At 32.0% G+C, this 19,062-nt stretch carries 21 protein-coding genes and 1 riboswitch; of the genes, 17 read left to right on the forward strand and 4 right to left on the reverse strand.

Annotation, left to right across the window (positions count from 1 at the left end; translation table 11 throughout):
• The 5 genes from atpD to fabZ all read left to right on the forward strand — a co-directional run bounded on the left by atpD (position 1) and on the right by fabZ (position 4,371).
• On the forward strand, positions 1–1,413 hold the full coding sequence (atpD, locus tag AB1J10_RS10580) for a F0F1 ATP synthase subunit beta (RefSeq protein WP_019468302.1): 1,413 nt from the start codon (positions 1–3) through the stop codon (positions 1,411–1,413).
• Positions 1,414–1,431: 18 nt separating this feature from the next.
• Entirely contained in the window at positions 1,432–1,836 is a 405-nt protein-coding gene (locus AB1J10_RS10585) for a F0F1 ATP synthase subunit epsilon (RefSeq protein WP_019468303.1), read from the forward strand.
• A 433-nt stretch (positions 1,837–2,269) separates the two neighbouring features.
• Positions 2,270–2,503 carry a DUF1146 family protein gene (locus tag AB1J10_RS10590; RefSeq protein ID WP_046207763.1) on the forward strand — a complete coding sequence of 78 codons (234 nt, stop codon included), beginning with the start codon at positions 2,270–2,272 and terminating at the stop codon, positions 2,501–2,503.
• Between the two features lie 101 nt (positions 2,504–2,604).
• Positions 2,605–3,870: a UDP-N-acetylglucosamine 1-carboxyvinyltransferase gene (gene murA / locus AB1J10_RS10595; RefSeq protein ID WP_064209846.1), complete on the forward strand. Its 1,266-nt coding sequence runs from the start codon at positions 2,605–2,607 to the stop codon at positions 3,868–3,870.
• A 63-nt stretch (positions 3,871–3,933) separates the two neighbouring features.
• Complete coding sequence (gene fabZ, locus AB1J10_RS10600; protein ID WP_046207765.1) at positions 3,934–4,371, forward strand: 3-hydroxyacyl-ACP dehydratase FabZ; 438 nt, start codon at positions 3,934–3,936, stop codon at positions 4,369–4,371.
• A 48-nt stretch (positions 4,372–4,419) separates the two neighbouring features.
• Here the strand turns inward: fabZ and AB1J10_RS10605 are convergent, their stop codons facing one another.
• Complete coding sequence (locus AB1J10_RS10605; RefSeq protein ID WP_046207766.1) at positions 4,420–4,860, reverse strand: YwpF-like family protein; 441 nt, start codon at positions 4,858–4,860, stop codon at positions 4,420–4,422.
• Between the two features lie 189 nt (positions 4,861–5,049).
• Between AB1J10_RS10605 and AB1J10_RS10610 the strand changes: the two genes are divergently transcribed.
• The 7 genes from AB1J10_RS10610 (at position 5,050) to yidC (ending at position 10,973) form a co-directional block, all read left to right on the forward strand.
• A complete protein-coding gene (locus AB1J10_RS10610) occupies positions 5,050–5,469 on the forward strand; it encodes a single-stranded DNA-binding protein (protein ID WP_046207767.1) in 420 nt (139 codons plus the stop codon).
• Positions 5,470–5,917: 448 nt separating this feature from the next.
• Entirely contained in the window at positions 5,918–6,619 is a 702-nt protein-coding gene (locus tag AB1J10_RS10615; RefSeq protein WP_369003116.1) for a transglycosylase family protein, read from the forward strand.
• 304 nt (positions 6,620–6,923) lie between these two features.
• Positions 6,924–7,021: riboswitch (TPP riboswitch) on the forward strand.
• A gap of 79 nt (positions 7,022–7,100) precedes the next feature.
• Positions 7,101–7,790, forward strand: coding sequence for a thiaminase II (gene tenA / locus AB1J10_RS10620; RefSeq protein WP_046207769.1), 690 nt, complete (start codon positions 7,101–7,103; stop codon positions 7,788–7,790).
• Complete coding sequence (gene thiD / locus AB1J10_RS10625) at positions 7,783–8,604, forward strand: bifunctional hydroxymethylpyrimidine kinase/phosphomethylpyrimidine kinase (RefSeq protein ID WP_107365695.1); 822 nt, start codon at positions 7,783–7,785, stop codon at positions 8,602–8,604. The genes tenA and thiD overlap by 8 nt, the downstream gene beginning before the upstream one ends.
• Complete coding sequence (gene thiM, locus AB1J10_RS10630) at positions 8,597–9,376, forward strand: hydroxyethylthiazole kinase (protein WP_192573702.1); 780 nt, start codon at positions 8,597–8,599, stop codon at positions 9,374–9,376. The genes thiD and thiM overlap by 8 nt, the downstream gene beginning before the upstream one ends.
• A 2-nt stretch (positions 9,377–9,378) precedes the next feature.
• Positions 9,379–10,017, forward strand: coding sequence for a thiamine phosphate synthase (gene thiE, locus AB1J10_RS10635; RefSeq protein WP_070039511.1), 639 nt, complete (start codon positions 9,379–9,381; stop codon positions 10,015–10,017).
• 86 nt (positions 10,018–10,103) lie between these two features.
• Positions 10,104–10,973 carry a membrane protein insertase YidC gene (gene yidC, locus AB1J10_RS10640; protein ID WP_046207772.1) on the forward strand — a complete coding sequence of 290 codons (870 nt, stop codon included), beginning with the start codon at positions 10,104–10,106 and terminating at the stop codon, positions 10,971–10,973.
• Between the two features lie 198 nt (positions 10,974–11,171).
• Here yidC and AB1J10_RS10645 read toward each other — a convergent pair whose 3' ends face one another.
• Together AB1J10_RS10645 and cls are read right to left on the reverse strand one after the other, a co-directional pair.
• Positions 11,172–11,816 carry an HD domain-containing protein gene (locus AB1J10_RS10645; protein ID WP_064209849.1) on the reverse strand — a complete coding sequence of 215 codons (645 nt, stop codon included), beginning with the start codon at positions 11,814–11,816 and terminating at the stop codon, positions 11,172–11,174.
• A gap of 277 nt (positions 11,817–12,093) precedes the next feature.
• Positions 12,094–13,578, reverse strand: a complete 1,485-nt coding sequence (gene cls / locus AB1J10_RS10650; protein WP_046207774.1) for a cardiolipin synthase — start codon at positions 13,576–13,578, stop codon at positions 12,094–12,096.
• Between the two features lie 140 nt (positions 13,579–13,718).
• Here cls and csoR point away from each other — a divergent pair, with 140 nt between their 5' ends.
• The 3 genes from csoR to AB1J10_RS10665 all read left to right on the forward strand — a co-directional run bounded on the left by csoR (position 13,719) and on the right by AB1J10_RS10665 (position 14,632).
• Complete coding sequence (csoR, locus tag AB1J10_RS10655; RefSeq protein ID WP_046207775.1) at positions 13,719–14,012, forward strand: copper-sensing transcriptional repressor CsoR; 294 nt, start codon at positions 13,719–13,721, stop codon at positions 14,010–14,012.
• A 14-nt stretch (positions 14,013–14,026) separates the two neighbouring features.
• Positions 14,027–14,233 carry a putative copper chaperone CsoZ gene (csoZ, locus tag AB1J10_RS10660; RefSeq protein WP_046207776.1) on the forward strand — a complete coding sequence of 69 codons (207 nt, stop codon included), beginning with the start codon at positions 14,027–14,029 and terminating at the stop codon, positions 14,231–14,233.
• Between the two features lie 258 nt (positions 14,234–14,491).
• Positions 14,492–14,632: an Lmo0850 family protein gene (locus AB1J10_RS10665; RefSeq protein ID WP_099091318.1), complete on the forward strand. Its 141-nt coding sequence runs from the start codon at positions 14,492–14,494 to the stop codon at positions 14,630–14,632.
• 266 nt (positions 14,633–14,898) lie between these two features.
• Here the strand turns inward: AB1J10_RS10665 and AB1J10_RS10670 are convergent, their stop codons facing one another.
• Entirely contained in the window at positions 14,899–16,086 is a 1,188-nt protein-coding gene (locus AB1J10_RS10670) for an FtsW/RodA/SpoVE family cell cycle protein (protein WP_070657370.1), read from the reverse strand.
• A gap of 259 nt (positions 16,087–16,345) precedes the next feature.
• On the opposite strand from AB1J10_RS10670, the gene AB1J10_RS10675 reads away from it, so the two are divergent.
• Entirely contained in the window at positions 16,346–17,416 is a 1,071-nt protein-coding gene (locus AB1J10_RS10675) for a D-alanine--D-alanine ligase (protein WP_046207778.1), read from the forward strand.
• A gap of 12 nt (positions 17,417–17,428) precedes the next feature.
• Positions 17,429–18,784, forward strand: coding sequence for a UDP-N-acetylmuramoyl-tripeptide--D-alanyl-D-alanine ligase (locus tag AB1J10_RS10680; RefSeq protein ID WP_369003117.1), 1,356 nt, complete (start codon positions 17,429–17,431; stop codon positions 18,782–18,784).
• The last annotated feature ends 278 nt before the right edge of the window (positions 18,785–19,062 follow it).

Raw genomic sequence — 19,062 nt, forward strand, 5'->3', positions numbered from 1 at the left:
ATGGGATTAGGCCGTGTAACACAAGTTATGGGTCCAGTAATTGATGTTCGCTTTGAGCACAATGAAGTTCCAGAAATTAATAATGCCTTAGTTCTCGATATAGAAAGAGAAGAAGGTACTGTTGAATTAACGTTAGAAGTTGCATTACAACTTGGCGATGACGTAGTACGTACAATCGCAATGGATTCAACTGATGGTGTTAAACGTGGTACAGAAGTAAGAGACAGCGGAAACAGCATTAGCGTTCCAGTTGGTAATGAAACGTTAGGTAGAGTGTTTAATGTATTAGGTGATACGATAGACTTAGATGAAGACATAGATGACTCAGTACGTCGTGATCCAATTCATAGAGAAGCACCTGCATTTGATCAATTATCTACGAAAGTTGAAATATTAGAAACAGGTATCAAAGTTATTGATTTATTAGCACCTTATATTAAAGGTGGTAAAGTTGGATTATTCGGCGGTGCAGGTGTTGGTAAAACTGTATTAATCCAAGAATTGATCAATAATATCGCTCAAGAACACGGTGGTATATCAGTGTTCGCTGGTGTAGGTGAACGTACTCGTGAAGGTAATGACCTATACTTTGAAATGAGTGATAGTGGTGTTATTAAAAAGACAGCGATGGTTTTTGGACAAATGAACGAACCACCTGGTGCTCGTATGCGTGTAGCACTTTCTGGTTTAACTATGGCTGAGTATTTCCGTGATGAACAAGGACAAGATGTTCTACTATTCATCGATAACATCTTTAGATTTACGCAAGCCGGTTCAGAAGTTTCTGCACTATTAGGACGTATGCCTTCAGCCGTTGGTTATCAACCTACATTAGCAACGGAAATGGGACAATTACAAGAACGTATTACTTCTACAACTAAAGGATCTGTAACGTCAATTCAAGCAGTATTCGTGCCAGCTGATGATTATACCGACCCAGCACCAGCTGCAGTATTTGCGCACTTAGATTCAACTACAAACTTAGAGCGTAAATTAACTGAAATGGGCATTTATCCTGCAGTTGACCCATTAGCATCTACTTCTAGAGCCCTTGATCCATCAATTGTTGGTCAAGAACATTATGAAGTAGCACGTGAGGTACAATCTACTTTACAAAAATATAGAGAATTACAAGATATTATTGCTATTTTAGGTATGGATGAACTTTCGGAAGAGGATAAACAAACTGTAGAACGTGCGCGTCGTATTCAGTTCTTCTTATCTCAAAACTTCCACGTAGCTGAACAATTTACTGGGCAAAAAGGATCTTATGTGTCTGTTCAAAAAACAGTAGAAGGCTTCAAAGCAATATTAAATGGTGATTACGATCATATTCCAGAAGATGCATTCCGTCTAGTTGGAAGCATGGATGAAGTAATTGAAAAAGCTAAAGATATGGGTGTTGAAGTTTAAAATTAGGAGGTATGGATAATGAATACATTAAGCCTAAATATTGTCACTCCTAATGGTTCTGTTTACGACCGAGAAGATGTCACTCTGGCAGTTTTACAAACTACTGCTGGAGAAATCGGTGTCATGTATGGACATATTCCAACAGTTGCAGCACTTGAAATTGGCTATGCCAAAATTAATTTTGACGGTGGTTCAGAATATATTGCAGTGAGTGAAGGTTTTGTTGAAGTAAGACAAGATAAATTATCAATCATTGTTCAAACTGCAGAGCCTGCGAATGAAATTGATGTTGCTAGAGCAGAATTAGCTAAGTCAAGAGCAGAATCTCATTTAAACAATGAAGAAGATAGCAGTGACATAAATAGAGCCAAACGCGCATTAGATCGTGCTAATAACCGTCTTCGTGTCGCTCAATTACAATAATGAATAAAAGATATACTATGACGAATATCTAAAAAAGTCGACAAAGTTTTTACTTTGTCGACTTTTTCTTTTCTAATTAAACATGTCAAAATTAAATTTTTAGCGTTAATTTAGCAATGAAACATTAATTCAAAATATGGATTATAGTAACTTTCTTAAATCACAAGTGAATTATAATAATGTACTAAAGATTTAAGAGTGTAGTATGAATAAAAAAGTAAAAGTTTTACTTTCACATATACTTTTAATCGTTTAGAAGTAAAGTAAGTAAAAATATTTAATTTTAATAGTTATGCATACATGATATATATAATGGGAAAATAATATTAAATTGACGCTTATTATTTAAAAGTCAGTAATCTAATTATTAAGTATCTTTTGTTTAGTGTTTCGTGTAAAATATATAAATAGTGTTTATCAAGGAGAATGGCTTATGGAATATTTAGGACAATTTTCAATTGTACATCTCATACTACATGTCCTTTGTATTTGTATTGCTTATTGGGCATTAAATGCAGTGAGATTAGAGCAATTTTTTAAAAAAGGTTTTCCAGTACAAGTTCAAATTTGTATGATATTTTTAGCAATATTAATTGGAACTTCGGTCAGTAATTTTATTGTAGATTTATTACAATTTTCTACACAAATAAAATATTTGGTACAATAATTCAAATAATTGTATATTACGTATGATTATCGATATAATTTAATAGTAAGTTTGAATAAAAATTTTAGGCAATATATAAGTAGTTAAGTGGAGGATTTAAGATGGATAAGATAGAAATTAATGGTGGTAAAAAATTAACTGGTGAAGTGAAAGTTTCGGGTGCAAAAAACGCAGTATTACCAGTATTAACAGCATCACTATTAGCATCAAAAGGCGTGAGCAAATTAAAAAATGTACCAGCACTTAGTGATGTAGAAACAATTAATAATGTAATATCTACATTAAATGCTGAGGTCTCTTATAATAAAGAACAAGAAGAAGTTACAGTAGATGCAACAAAACAATTAAATGAAGAAGCACCATATGAATATGTAAGTAAAATGAGAGCAAGTATACTTGTAATGGGACCTTTACTAGCACGATTAGGTCATGCCAAAGTTGCTTTACCGGGTGGTTGTGCAATTGGTTCAAGACCGATAGAACAGCATATTAAAGGTTTTGAAGAACTAGGTGCTGAAATCCATATGGATGGTGGTTTTATATACGCAAACACTACTAACGGATTGAAAGGTACAACGATTCACTTAGATTTTCCAAGCGTAGGTGCGACTCAAAATATTATCATGGCTGCTTCATTAGCTGAAGGTAAAACTGTTTTAGAAAACGTCGCACGTGAACCAGAAATTGTTGATTTAGCAAATTATATTAATGAAATGGGCGGAAATGTGTTAGGTGCTGGTACTGACACCATTACGATTGAAGGTGTTGAAGCCTTGTATGGCGTCGAGCATTCAATTATACCTGATAGAATTGAAGCAGGTACATTATTAATTGCAGGTGCAATTACAAGAGGAAATGTTTTAGTTAACGGTGCAATCAAAGAACATATGACGAGTCTAGTTTATAAATTAGAAGAAATGGGAGTTAATCTAGAATACCTTGATGATGCTATTCGTGTAAGTGCTGAAAACGAATTGAAACCGGTAGATATCAAAACACTTCCACATCCTGGTTTTCCTACAGACATGCAATCACAAATGATGGCGTTATTATTAACTGCAAATGGACATAAAGTAGTAACGGAAACTGTGTTTGAAAATCGATTCATGCATGTCGGTGAATTTAAAAGAATGAATGCTAAAATCACTGTTGAAGGAAGAAGTGCAAAAATTGAAGGTAAAAGTCAACTTCAAGGCGCTCAAGTAAAAGCAACGGATTTACGTGCAGCAGCAGCACTTATTTTAGCGGGACTAGTAGCTGAAGGAACAACATATGTTACTGAACTAAAGCATTTAGACAGAGGGTATGTTGATTTGCATGGTAAATTAAAGGCATTAGGTGCTGACATCAAAAGAATACAAGATTAATGTTATAATATATTATATTAATAAATTGGAAACAGAGAGAAGTAAAGTTGGAGGAAGCAAATTATGGAAACAATTTTTGACTACAACCAAATAAAAGAGATTATTCCACATAGGCAACCATTTTTATTGATTGATCGTGTTGTAGAATACGATGAAGGTCAACGATGTGTAGCAATTAAACAAGTTTCAGGTAATGAACCATTCTTTCAAGGTCATTTTCCAGAATATGCAGTAATGCCTGGCGTATTAATTACTGAAGCTTTAGCACAAACAGGTGCAGTCGCTATGTTAAATAGCGAAGCAAACAAGGGAAAACTTGCACTATTTGCTGGTATCGATAAATGTCGTTTTAAAAAACAAGTAACACCTGGAGATACTTTGCGCTTAGAAGTTGAAATCACGAAGCTCAGAGGCCCTATTGGTAAAGGTAGTGCTAAGGCAACAGTAGATGGACAGTTAGCATGTAGTTGTGAGTTAACATTTGCTTTACAAGACAAATAAATAAAAATAGTGTTACAGACTGTTTATAACGGGCTGTAACACTATTTTTTATTTATCTACTTTTTCATCCTTCAGTCTTGGTTTAGATTGCATCATTCTATTAAAGGATTTCTTCAAGTCTTCACCAGATAAACCTTCATCTATTAATTGTTCTAACAAACTTTCAGCATAAACTTGTCTTAATGTGTAAATGTGACATTCACAAACAACAGAAATTGTATTTTCTAATTGAATGATATGTTTAATGGTTGCATCAAATAAAGCTGGATCGTTAGCAGGTCTAGTGATAACGACACGTATGTCTAATAATGTTTCGTTATCCATATATGTTTTCATAGTTTCATAATGATAATCTGAAATGACGATTTCAAGCAACCAGCCAGTGCCACTGTTTTCCTTATTGATGATGACACCATCTTCTAATTCGTACTCAGTTAAGCCACCATTTTCTGATACGATTTGAAATCGAACGGCTTTAAATGTTTTCATCGTCTCACATCCATTTAATTAATTTAAACTCTACATAAAATGTATTTATATTATCATTATAACGTAATTTTCTATGATAAAGGTGAAAAAAGTAGAATTTTGTAGTCATTTACTTTTTGAAATTATAAAAACTGTATTTTGACGGAATCATGTGAATTTTTTATGATTTACTTATAGAGGAGGTGACATATGATTAACAGTATTGTCATTGTAGGGAGACTAACAAAGGACCCTAAAATTTATGAGAAGGAAGGTAATAAACTAGCTACATTTTGCGTAGCTGTCTCAAGAAATTATAAAGATAAAAATCAAAAAGTTATTTGTGATTATTTATTTTGTAAGGCATTCGGAAAAATTGCTAATAATGTCGAAAAATATATCAATCAAGGTTCATTGGTTGGTATAACTGGACAAATGCAATCGAGAAAATTTGAAAAAGAAGGACAGATGCATTTTGTATCAGAAATTTTTATTGAAACTATTAAATTTATGTCCCCACGTTCTAAAAATGAAGATGAAACACTTTTTGATCCACTTCCAATAGATCAAAACCCAGATCTTATAAGTCAATTTGATTTTGAAGAAAACGAAATTTATGAAATTGTATAATATTTCAAGCACTCCCAACTCCCCGTTAATTTAACCCATAAAATCTAATATATTTAATCCTACTATTTAATTATACTTCTATCAGGCTATTCTTATTGTCTATTAAATTAACAATAGACAATAGGAATAGCTAAAATACATACTTTATAGGAAAATGTACTTTTATAAGAAGGTAGAAATTTATCTAGAAATAATACAGAATAATCTGATAAATTACAATTTTATTACACTCATTATATTTGTTAAATAGTCACATAAACTTTCATAGCAGTTTTCAACATAGTTGATGATGCTTATATTCTATTTTATAAATGTAATCACCATGTAAAGAAAAGGTGTACTTTTTTATTTGGCTGTAACCTACTACTGTTTTTAAGATGTTATAGTTGTACTTGCAAATTAATCATAACGAAAAAAATTATTTACCTTATAGGAGGAATTTTTAAAAATGAAAAAAACAGTATTAGCTTCAACATTAGCAGTAGGCTTAGGCGTAACAGGATTTGCAGCAGGAAACTCAGCAGACGCAGCTGAACAAGGTGTTGACAAAGCAGAATTAGCAAACTTAGCACAATCTAATCCAGAACAATTAAATGCATCACCTGTACAAGAGGGTGCATATAACTATAACTTTAATTATAATGGTACAAATTATAATTTTGAATCAGATGGCCAAACATGGTTATGGAGTTTTGGTGGAGGTTCTAGTGAAGATGTATCATCAGAACAAACAACTTCTGTTGAACAACCTCAACAAGCACAAACTGAACAACCAGCACAAGAAGTACAAACTGAGCAACCAGCTCAACAAGCTGCTCCACAAACTGAACAAACACAACAACCACAACAAGAAGCAACTACAAAAGCTTCAACTCAATCATCAAGCTCAAATGAAGCTTCAACTAGCTCATCAGGTGTGAATGCACACTTACAACAAATTGCACAACGTGAATCAGGTGGCGATATTCATGCTACAAACCCATCATCAGGTGCTTCAGGTAAGTTCCAATTCTTACAAAGTACATGGGATTCAGTAGCTCCAGCTGAATATCAAGGTCAACCAGCTGCTAACGCACCAGAAGCAGTTCAAGATGCAGCAGCTCAAAAATTATATGATGAAGTTGGCCCTTCACAATGGGTTACAGCATAATATAACAAAATACAATAAAGTTTATTTTTGGAAAAGCTGAGACAATTTAATTGTCTCAGCTTTTTATTGTTATATTAAGTTAGTGGTAATTATGCATGAATGATAGCCAAAGTCCTGCATATTTTTTCTTATAAATAATGTGCATCTAGAGTATATAAAGCTAATTATAAGTACATTTAACTTAGTTGATAACTGTTGGGAGTACAATCATATTAAAGGTTTTTGTATTACTAGAAGGTTTATATAAACCATTTTATTGCAATAGTTGATGTACTTTGATATGTTTTATATAAATACATAATAAAGAAACTACTAGGGGAGCCTTATGGCTGAGATGAGAAATTCAGACCCTTATAACCTGATTTGGTTAAGACCAACGTAGGAAAGTAGCATACATTAATATTTGGGAAATTGCTCTAATATATATTAATAAACTACATTCCTACGTGGGATGTAGTTTTTTTAATTAGGAGGGCTAAATTTGTTATTTTCACAGGAATTAAAAAAAGCTTCACAACCAATTATTGAGGATATCTATAATGATCCATTTATCCAAGAAATGTTGCATGGTACGATTTCTGAAGAGGCTTTGAAATTTTATTTGAGAGCAGATGCTTCTTATTTAAAAGAATTTGCAAATATATATGCATTGTTAATACCAAAAATGAGTAGATTGGAAGAGGTTCAATTTTTAGTAGAACAAATACAATTTATAGTTGATGGTGAAGTAGAAGCACACGAAATCTTAGCAACATATGTACAACAAAACTATAGTGAAATCGTTCAAGAAAAAGTTTGGCCACCAAGTGGAGATCATTATATCAAACATATGTATTTCAATGCCTATTCAAAAGAAAATGCTGCATATACAATTGCAGCAATGGCACCTTGTCCATATGTGTATCAAGTGATTGCTAAAGAAGCGTTGAAAGACAGTGAATTAAATAAAGACTCAATTTTATCAAAATGGTTTGAATTTTATAGTACGGAAATGGATGAATTGGTAAATATTTTTGATGAATTAATGGACCGATTAACGCAAAATCTTGCAGTTGAAGAAAAAGAAGCAATAAAATCTTGTTTCTTACAAAGTACGATACATGAACGAAATTTCTTTAATATGGCATATATACAAGAAAATTGGTTATACGGAGGTCAAAATAATGAATAAACCTAAGATTGCGTTAACGATTGCTGGAACAGATCCTACCGGTGGTGCAGGTGTCATGGCAGATTTAAAATCATTCCATGCATGTGGTGTATATGGTATGGCTGCAATAACAAGCATTGTGGCTCAAAATACTAAAGGCGTACAACATATTCATAATCTAGATTCACATTGGTTAGAAGAGCAAATGGAAAGTGTATTTTCAGATGAACTACCACATGCTTTGAAAACTGGGATGATTGCATCTAGAGAAATGATGGAGATTATTCAAATGTATTTAAAAAAATACGACAATATTCCATATGTTATCGATCCAGTTATGTTAGCAAAAAGTGGTGATTCTTTGATGGATGATGATGCTAAAGCAAACTTACAAAATATTTTATTGCCTTACGCTACAATAGCGACGCCTAACTTACCAGAAGCTGAAGAAATTACAGGTATTACAATTAATGACCAACAGTCGATTTATCAAGCTGGCAATATATTTATCAATGAAATTGGTAGCAAGGGTGTTGTTATAAAAGGGGGACATTCAAGTGATAAAAATACAGCTATAGACTATTTATTTACACAAGATGATTTGTTTACCTTTGAAGAACCTAGATATGATACAAAACATACACATGGTACAGGATGTACTTTTTCAGCTGTTATTACTGCAGAGTTAGCAAAAGGTAAATCGATGTTCGATGCAGTTCAAAAAGCGAAGAAATTTATTTCACTTAGTATTAAACATACACCAGAAATTGGTTTAGGTAGAGGTCCAGTAAACCATTTTGCATATATGAAGGAAGTTGGTTTAGATGATGAATAATTTAGAAAAATTAAGGGCGGATCAACCGCTTGTCATTTGTTATACAAATGATGTAGTTAAAAATTTTACTGCAAATGGTTTGTTAAGTCTTGGTGCTAGTCCAGCAATGAGTGAGGCGCCTGAAGAAGCACATGATATGCTGACAGCTGCAAACGCTTTGTTAATAAATATTGGTACGTTAACAAAAGAAAGAGAACAAGATATTTTAAAAATCGCTAAAACAGCGAATCATCTTGGCAAACCGATTATATTTGATCCTGTTGCTGTAGGTGCTTCACAATACCGCAAAGATTTTTGCAAAAAGTTTCTCAATGAAATAAAAGTTACTGTTATTAAAGGAAATGCTTCTGAAATTTTAACGTTAATTAATAGCGCTACTAAAATGAAGGGAACTGACAGCGATAGTAGTTTAGATTCAGTATCAATTGCAAAAGAAGCACGCAAACACTTTAATACGTCGATTGTCATAACTGGCAAAGAGGATATTATTGCTCAGAATGAACGCATATTTAAACTATCTAACGGATCTCCATTGTTGGCAAGAATAACTGGTGCTGGTTGCTTATTAGGAGCAATAGTAGCAAGTTTTGTTGACTCAGAAACTCCTTCTATAAATGCGTTAATAGAAGCGGTCTCTCTATATAATATCGCTGCAGAAAAAGCTGAACAAATTTCAGCAGGACCTGGTAGTTTTAAAGTAGAATTGTTAAATGCATTGTATAATATGACCTTTGAAACTGATATACAATATCAAAATAAGCAAGAGGTGTAACTATGTTTAACAAAGCGTATTTAAAGCTATATTTTATTTGTGGTACACAAGATATACCAAAACAAACATCAATCATAGATGTGGTGACTGAAGCTTTAGAATCAGGAATTACAATGTTCCAATTTCGAGAAAAAGGGGACGGTTCATTAACAGGAAATGCCAAAATTGAACTTGCACAAAAATTATTATCTTTATGTAAAAGTTATCATGTTCCTTTTATTGTTAATGATGATGTAGACTTAGCAAAAGCAATAGATGCTGATGGAATACATGTAGGACAAAATGATGCCAATATTGATGCATTCGCCAGTACATTTAGTAATAAAATAATAGGTCTTAGTGTAAGTGATTTAGAAGAATATCAAGTATCGGATTTAACCAATGTTGATTATATCGGTGTTGGACCGATGTATCATACGGGCTCAAAATCAGATGCTAAAGCTCCAGTGGGCCCAGGAATGATTCAAACATTAAGAACTAAAGTTCAAGATTTTCCAATCGTTGCAATTGGAGGTATTAATACAAAAAATGCTCAAATCATTATGAATCATGGTGCAGATGGATTATCAATTATTTCTGCAATCTCGAAAAGTTCAAATATCCAAGAAACTGTACAACAATTTTTACAAACTGTTGAATAATGCGGAAAATTTCTTTTTTTGTTTTCTACTTTCCTTTGAGTATGATAAAATAAATTTTATGTGAATATATCATTAGAGGTGGAAAAATGAAAAAGAAAGCGCTACTACCTTTATTATTAGGTGTAATGGTCCTTTTAGCAGGCTGTGACTACTCTAAACCTGAAAATAGAGATGGATTTTTCTTTAATACGTTTGTAGAACCAATGGACAAGTTAATTCATTGGTTGGGAACAAGTTTCAACAATGATTATGGTTTAGCAATAGTAGTACTTGTATTGGCAATACGTGTTGTATTATTGCCTTTCATGTTATCAAACTATAAAAATAGTCATATGATGCGAGAAAAAATGAAGGTTGCAAAACCGGATATTGATGCAGTTCAAGAAAAAGTTAAGCGTTCTAGAACGCAAGAAGAAAAAATGGCTGCAAACCAAGAAATGATGGAAGTATATAAAAAATACGATATGAATCCAATGAAGAGCATGTTAGGTTGTTTACCAATCTTAATTCAAATGCCAATCATTATGGGCTTATTCTTCGTATTGAAATACCCGTCAAGTGGTGGATTTACGGAACACCCAAATTTCCTTTGGTTTAACTTGTCTCAACCTGATATTTGGATTACTGTTATCGCTGGTATTTTATACTTCTTACAAGCTTTTGTATCAAGTAAGAGTATGCCAAATGAACAACGTCAAATGGGTTATATGATGATGATTATTTCTCCAATTATGATTGTTTGGATTTCTTTAAGTTCTGCGTCAGCATTAGGTCTTTATTGGTCAGTCAGTGCGGCATTCTTGATTGTACAAACTCAAGTTGCCAACATGTATTATTCTAATCTTGCTAAAAAAGAAGTTGCTCCAATGATTGAAGCAATGAAGAACAATAATTCTGAAAAAGCTAGCAAAGGTAAAAACACACAAGTAGCACCTAAGAAATCTAAAAAGAAATAATGCATTACATCATTAATTTAAATGATAGACCTGGCACATAATATATAGCAGGTATAAAGTTTAGAAGCACTTGAGATGATTATCTCAAGTGCTTCTATTTTTTATATTTAAAATAAATGTATCTTAGTTTCGAAAGTGACGTAGCTATCCAATATATAAAGATGGTCTACAAAGTCTGGAACAAACATACTTGAATTTTTAAAAATACCATTCTTTGAAAAAAGTATCTACATAATTTTTCATAAATTCATGTCGTTGTTGCGCTAAATTTTTTGCTGTTTGAGTGTGCATGAGTGATTTAAGTTTAAATAATTTTTCATAAAAGTGTTTTATTGCAGAAGGTTTCCAATCAAAATATGATTGATTAGATTTTTTTATATTATTGGATTGTTGGTCAATCCACATAGGTTCACCAAAATGACCTGCAAATTGAAATGTGCGTGCTATACCAATTGCACCAATCGCATCTAAACGATCAGCATCACGAACAATTTGTCCTTCAATCGATAATTTAACATGATCATTTTTACCATTTTTATAACTGATATGTTCAATAATATGTAACACATCTTGTTGTATTACGAGATCAAGTTCCAAACCATTGAGGAATTGTGCTAACTTTACTTTTGCTTCTTTAGTATTTGTAAGTTTGCTATCGATAGTATCGTGTAAAATACTTGCTAATTGTATGGTGAGTAAATGACCTTGTTGTTCATTGTTAGCAATATATTCTGCTAATCTTGTTACGCGTTGTATATGTGCAATATCGTGCCCGGTTGTATCATCTTTATGAAAAAGTTTCATGTAGTTTTGCGCTTTAGTGATTATATCTTCATTAGTCATATCAAGTTGCCTCCATTTTGACAAAAAACTAAACTAAATTATTAATTGAGATTTAATTGTTATAAAATTATAAATAATACATTGATGTGTTTAAATAGTGGGTGATCAACAATCTTTCTAAGATGAAAGTATTAAGTGTTTTTACTAGAGTGACAAACAACATGTATATACTTTAAGCTTTTATAAGCGTAGAAATACATTTTTTAATTCGGTTGTTTATAATTACTAAGATTAAAAATGTCCGAGACATATGATAAGTCTCGGACTGATAATGATTCTATAAAATCGGAGATAATAATCTTGAAATGCCTTCTTTAAATTTGACCCATAAACTTCTTTGTTCATATAGTGCTTTAGTTAATCTATAAGAGACATTTAAATCTTCTTCAAAAGCCATTCTTAAAGCTTTAGCAATATGTGGGTCATAGATGAATGCGTTTATCTCAAAGTTTAATGTGAAGCTGCGGTGATCCATATTTGTTGTTCCAACACTGGAAACTTCATCATCAATGACGAGTGTTTTAGAATGTAAGAAACCATTATTGTAGTGAAAGATATTCACACCAGCATCTAATAAAGAAGCAACGTTATTGTATGTTGCCCAATAAACAAAAGGATGATCCGGTTTATTAGGTATCATGATATTTACGTTCACGCCACCTAAAGAAGCAATTTTAACAGCATCTAAAAATGCTTGATCGGGAATAAAATAAGGCGACTGTATATAAATAGAATGCTTTGCTGAAGCAATCATTTTTAAATAACCGTATTTTATTTGTTCCCACGTTTCATCAGGACCACTAGAAGCAATTTGCACACCCGTCGTACCACCTGAATCTACGTCTGGAAAATAACGTTCTTCATATCTTAAATTATCACGTGTTGAGTGTGAGTTCCAGTCAAGCATAAAACGAAGTTGTAAAGCGTTAACGGCATCACCAACGATACGGAGATGTGTATCTCTCCAGTATCCAAATTTTTTCTTAAGTCCCAAATATTCATCACCGACGTTAAATCCACCTACGTAACCAATATGTCCATCGATAACAACAATTTTTCTATGATTACGATTATTCATTCTCAAATTGATTAATGGTAATTTAGATGGAAAGAATGCTTCAACGAGTCCACCTTTTTTTCTAAAAGCTTTAAAGTCTTTTATAGATAAACCTCTAGACCCCATGTCGTCATAAAGCATTTTCACTTCGACACCTTCGTCAAGCTTATGTTCTAATGCAGTTAATATTCGTTTTCCTAGATAATCATTACGGAAAATATAGTATTGAATATGTATATAATCTTTGGCATTATATATATCTTCAATAAGTGCATCAAACTTTTCTTTTCCGTCTATAAAGATGCTTATATCATTATCAGTAGTTAAGAAAGCCGCATTATTATACAATAACATTTGAACCATATCTTTAAATTTTACGATTTGATGATTGCCTTTAGAAAAATCATCATTTTTCAAAGCTTCTAGTTGTTCATTTACAATCATTTCAATGCCGACTTTATCTTCTTCGTCTAAACTAAAGATATGTTCGCGTTGGATTTGGCGACCAAAAAGTAAATACACGATAAAACCTAAAATAGGTATAAGACCCAAAACCAATATCCATGCCCAAACAGAACCAGCAGATCGTCGCTCCATAAAGATAATTGTAAATGCAAAGATTAGGTTTAATATAAATGCGCCAATCAGAATAACATTAATGATGACGTTTGTATGGTTGTAAGTTATAGCAAAAATATCTATCATATTAAACCTCCAAATTGCTATTCAATTAATTTACAATTGATAAATTCTTCATCATTGTAACATGGTACCACGTTTTTATCACTTGACTAATACCTGATAGGGGTATATTATAAATGTATATTAAGAGGGGGCGTTGGATTATGGCAGAAATGCAAAAAGCGCATCATTCTGAACAAATTAAATCAAATTTAAAATCTCGTTTAAATCGCATTGAAGGACAAGTAAGAGCGATCAATCGTATGATTGATGAAGATGTATATTGTGATGATGTGCTTACACAAATTAGAGCGACAAGATCAGCACTTAATAGTGTTGCTACGAAATTATTAGATCACCATATGAAAAGTTGTATTATGGATAAAGTGAACCAAGGTGAGCAACAAGAAGCAATGGATGAGTTGTTGGTAACTTTCCAAAAGTTAATGAAAGATTAGAACAGGTGACGCCAATGGAATCACAAACGATTTATTTACGTAAAATAGATAATAAACAAGATAAGCTTCAAATAGAAAGAACATTATCACAAATCATCGGTGTGAATCATGTTTCAGTTGAAATTGAAAAAGCACAAGTGTTTATAGAATTTGAAACACCAGCAAGTTTAAACAATTTAGAAAAAGACTTATATGATTTAGGATTTGAAATTTTGTATTAAATCGACTTTAGTCATTGAAATGTTATCTTTCTCATATCATGTTATAAAGTACAGGGTGAAACAATCAATAGACTGACTGGTATTGATTTATATTCTGTTTTTGTTTTTATTGCTTATAATAATTATAAGTGAATGTTTTAAAATTACGTAATAAAACAAAAAATTATTTTATAAGATAAAGAAAATTTCAATAACATGTAGTAATTCGGAAATAAATAGGGTAAGATATAATAGAAGCTAGAATTTAGGAGTGATGATATGAGTAAAGATAACGAAAAGATTCAAAATGTAGTTAAACTATTATCATCATTAGGGGTAAACATAAAGAAAACTAAATCAAGATTAGAAGTTATGCATACTTTACCAACGACTGTGAAAACCGCTAACGAATTGAAATAGTGCGTTACCCATACAAAGATTAAAAGCATATATGCAAATTTAAGAGGCTGAGACATTGATTGTCTCAGCCTCTTATTGTTAAAGCAGCAGTTAATCTTGACTTGAAGGGATGGTACGGTGAAGCCTTATTAAATAAATTGATTTTCTACTCATTCCATTTTAGTGTGCCGTGTTGAACGATAAATTTATAAAAAACAAAAGCGTTGAAAACTTTTTGATCTAAGAGTTTTCAACGCTTTTTAAATATGTCAACGCAAAACAAATAGCTATTTGTTTTGCGTTGTATATTGTCTAGATTGGTGATAATAAATTGATAATATCACACCAATACCACACATTAAACTCCATAATGAGCTACCACCATAACTAATAAATGGCAATGGTATACCCGTAATTGGTAATAACTGAATGGTCATACCAATATTTTCTAGGATATGGAATAGAATCATTGTAGTAAATCCAATGATGAAAATTTTACTGAACGGTAATTCAATTTTAGTAGCAAGTCTTACTAAGTGAAAAATAAATGCAAGAAAAATCAATAGCAAAATGACTGAACCAATAAAACCAAATTCTTCCCCAATAACTGAGAAAATAAAATCCGTATGGTTTTCCGGAATATAAACTTCACCTTGATTGAACCCTTTACCAAATAGTTGTCCAGAACCAATCGCTTTAAGTGATTCTGTTAAATGAAATCCATCACCACTACTATAAGTATAGGGATCAAGCCACGAATTGATACGACTTAATTGGTAAGGTTGAATGCCGAAACTATTTTCTAAAATAGAAGGTTTATAAATCACTGATAATATCACCGTAGAAGCAATAACGACTGACCCTATTAATATAGGTGCTAGTATCTTCCAAGTGATTCCACTGATTATCATAACACCGACAATAATCGCAAAGATAACTAGTGTTGTACCTAAATCATTTTGCAATAATATAAGTACCATAGGGATAAAAGCTATACCGATAATTTTAAAGAATAATTTAAAGTCAGTTTCTAAAGATTTGTTAAATGTAAATTGGTTATGTTTAGTTACAATTTTGGCCAAAGCTAAAATCATAACTATTTTCATAAATTCGGATGGTTGAACACTAATTGGTCCAAACGTATACCAACTTTTTGCCCCGTTAATAATCGGTGTGATAGGTGTTTCTGGAATAATTAGTAATAACAACAATGAGAAACAAAGTATAATATAAAGTAAATATGTATATTTCATAAGTTTTTTAGGTGAAATTAGCATTATTAGAAATGCGATAATCGCCCCAAAAACATAATATAGTATCTGGCGTATACTAAAGTTAGCGCTATATTGACCTCCGCCCATTGCAGAACTAATAAACGTAATACTTATGATTGCTAGTAATGCGATGAAGCCAATTAAAATCCAGTCTATTTTTCGGATCCAATGATTATTTTTTGATTGACGTGAAGTATTCATTTCTTACTCCTTTGGAAAACTATTATTTCAATTACTTGTAGTATATATAGATTTTACCGAACTTTATACGATTTTGCTAGAAGTAGGGTATGTAAAACTTAAATAATTATTTTAAGTGTCATTGAAGTTTTCACTTTAAATACTTTAAAAACTTCAATATACTTATAAAAAACAATTATTTTACAACTACATAACAAATGCAAAATGCTAATAAATCGTGATATGATGTAGTTTAAGAATTCTATATGGAGGCTAAAATATGGCTAAAGAAAATGTTTGTATCGTATATGGAGGGAAAAGTGCTGAACACGATGTATCAATATTAACAGCACAAAATGTCTTAAATGCGATTGATAAAGAAAAATATCAAGTGGACATTATTTACATAACAAACGATGGAGATTGGAAAAAGAAAGAAAATATCGTAGATCCTATAGATGACATAGATGCGTTACGATTAGCAGATGTTCCTGCCGGAGAAATCTCCAAATTATTAAATGAAGGCAGCCTTGGCACAGCATATAGTGCGGTTTTCCCATTACTACATGGACCGAATGGTGAAGATGGAACAATTCAAGGTTTATTTGAAGTGTTAGATATTCCATACGTTGGTAATGGTGTGCTAGCAGCCTCAAGTTCAATGGATAAGCTTGTGATGAAACAACTCTTTGCGCATAGAGGCTTACCTCAATTACCATATGTAAGTTTCTTAAGAAGCGAATATCAAAAATACGAAAATAATATTTTGAAATTAGTACATGACAAGTTAGAATATCCTGTATTTGTGAAACCTGCAAATTTAGGATCAAGCGTAGGTATTAGTAAGTGTAACGATGAGGAAGAGTTGAAACAAGGTATAGAAGAAGCATTTCAATTTGATCGTAAATTAGTAATTGAGCAAGGCATCAACGCTAGAGAAATTGAAGTGGCTGTCTTAGGTAATGACTACCCAGAAACGACTTGGCCGGGAGAGGTAGTTAAAGATGTGGCATTTTATGATTACAAAGCTAAGTATAAAGATGGAAAAATCAAATTGGATATTCCAGCTGACTTGAATGATGATGTAAAAATGACTTTAAGAAATATGGCTGTAGAAGCATTTAAAGCAACAGATTGTTCAGGATTATTGCGCGCTGATTTCTTTGTAACGGAAGATAATCAAATTTTTATAAACGAGACAAATGCTATGCCTGGTTTCACAGCTTATAGTATGTATCCAAGTTTATGGGAAAACATGGGCGTAAGTTATGCAGAACTCATAAGTAAATTAATTGAATTAGCAAAAGAAAAACATGAAGATAAAAAGAAAAATAAATATAAAATTGATTGAGGCGGTTAAATCATGATTGAAGTAACTTTAGAACAAATTCAAGACTGGATTCCATGCGAGATTGATAATGACTATTTAGATTACACAATTAAAGGTGTTTCTATAGATTCAAGAAAAATCGACGAACAAAATTTGTTTATTCCTTTTAAAGGAGAACATGTCGACGGACATAAATATGTGAATCAAGCGTTGGAAGATGGTGCGGGAGCGGCATTTTGTCAGAAGGACAGTGTTTTAGCCCCTCAAATTTCTGGCCCTATAATTTGGGTAGATGACACATTGGAAGCATTGCAGCAGTTAGCCAAAGCCTATTTGGCATTTGTTAATCCATTTGTGATCGCTGTTACAGGTTCTAATGGTAAAACAACGACTAAAGACATGATAGAAAGTGTATTAAAGCCTCAATTTAAAGTAAAAAAAACACTAGGAAATTATAATAATGAAATCGGTATGCCGTTAACCATTTTGCAATTAGATCAAGATACTGAAATTTCTATATTAGAAATGGGTATGTCTGGTTTTCATGAAATTGAAGCATTATCACAATTAGCTAACCCAGATATTGCAATTATTACTAATATTGGCGAATCACATATGCAAGATTTAGGATCGCGTGAAGGTATAGCGAAAGCTAAAGCTGAAATTTCATTTGGTCTTAAACCTCAAGGTCTATTTATCTACGATGGAGATGAGCCATTATTAAAGCCTCATGTCGATAAATTAGTAGATATAGATTTAATGAGTATAGGTAAAAAAGAAAATAATGATTTAGTTTGTAAAATTGACAATATAGATGATACTGGTATTGTTTTTAATATTAATGAAAATGAGCATTATGAATTACCAATTTTAGGTGAACATAATATGAAAAACGCTACTATAGCTATTGCTGTTGGTAAAAGACTTAATCTGAGTTATGAAACGATACATCAAAATATTCAAGCGGTTCAACTTACAGGTATGAGAATGGAACAACACCATACCGACTCCGATACGCTTGTTATCAATGATGCTTATAATGCTAGTCCAACTAGTATGAAAGCCGCTATTGATACACTCAGCAGTATGGGAGGCCGCAAGATACTTGTGTTAGGTGATGTCTTAGAATTAGGGCCTAATAGTCAAACAATGCATGAAACGGTTGGTGATTATTTAGTTAATAAACAAATCGATGCGTTATATACTTATGGAACAGAAGCGGGTCATATTCATCGTACAGGCAAAGCGTTTGTAAAATATGCAGAACATTTTACAGATAAAGCTGCACTGATACAGTCATTAAAATCAAATACTGAACCACAAGATAAAATACTAATTAAAGGTTCAAGAGGGATGCAATTAGAAGAAGTTGTAGATGCCTTAATTTAAAATTATTAACACCACATTTCATATCACTTTTATTAGTGGGAAAGTGGTGTTTTATTTTGTTATAAATAAAATAGATATTTCGATAGTTAGTAACTTGAACTAGTTCATTTAAGTTACTATTTTTAAAAATTACTAAAAATTATCAATATAAATAAATCTACAATTTTTTTTCGTAAACAAAAATAAATACTGGTAAATATAATTAAACGCTTACAACCTATATATCACAGTATTTTCTCAGTTTACTTTGATTATTAATGAGGTGAATTATGTCATTA

The sequence above is a fragment of the Staphylococcus cohnii species complex 1663 genome, from assembly GCF_041008415.1.
GTDB classification, from domain to species: domain Bacteria; phylum Bacillota; class Bacilli; order Staphylococcales; family Staphylococcaceae; genus Staphylococcus; species Staphylococcus ureilyticus.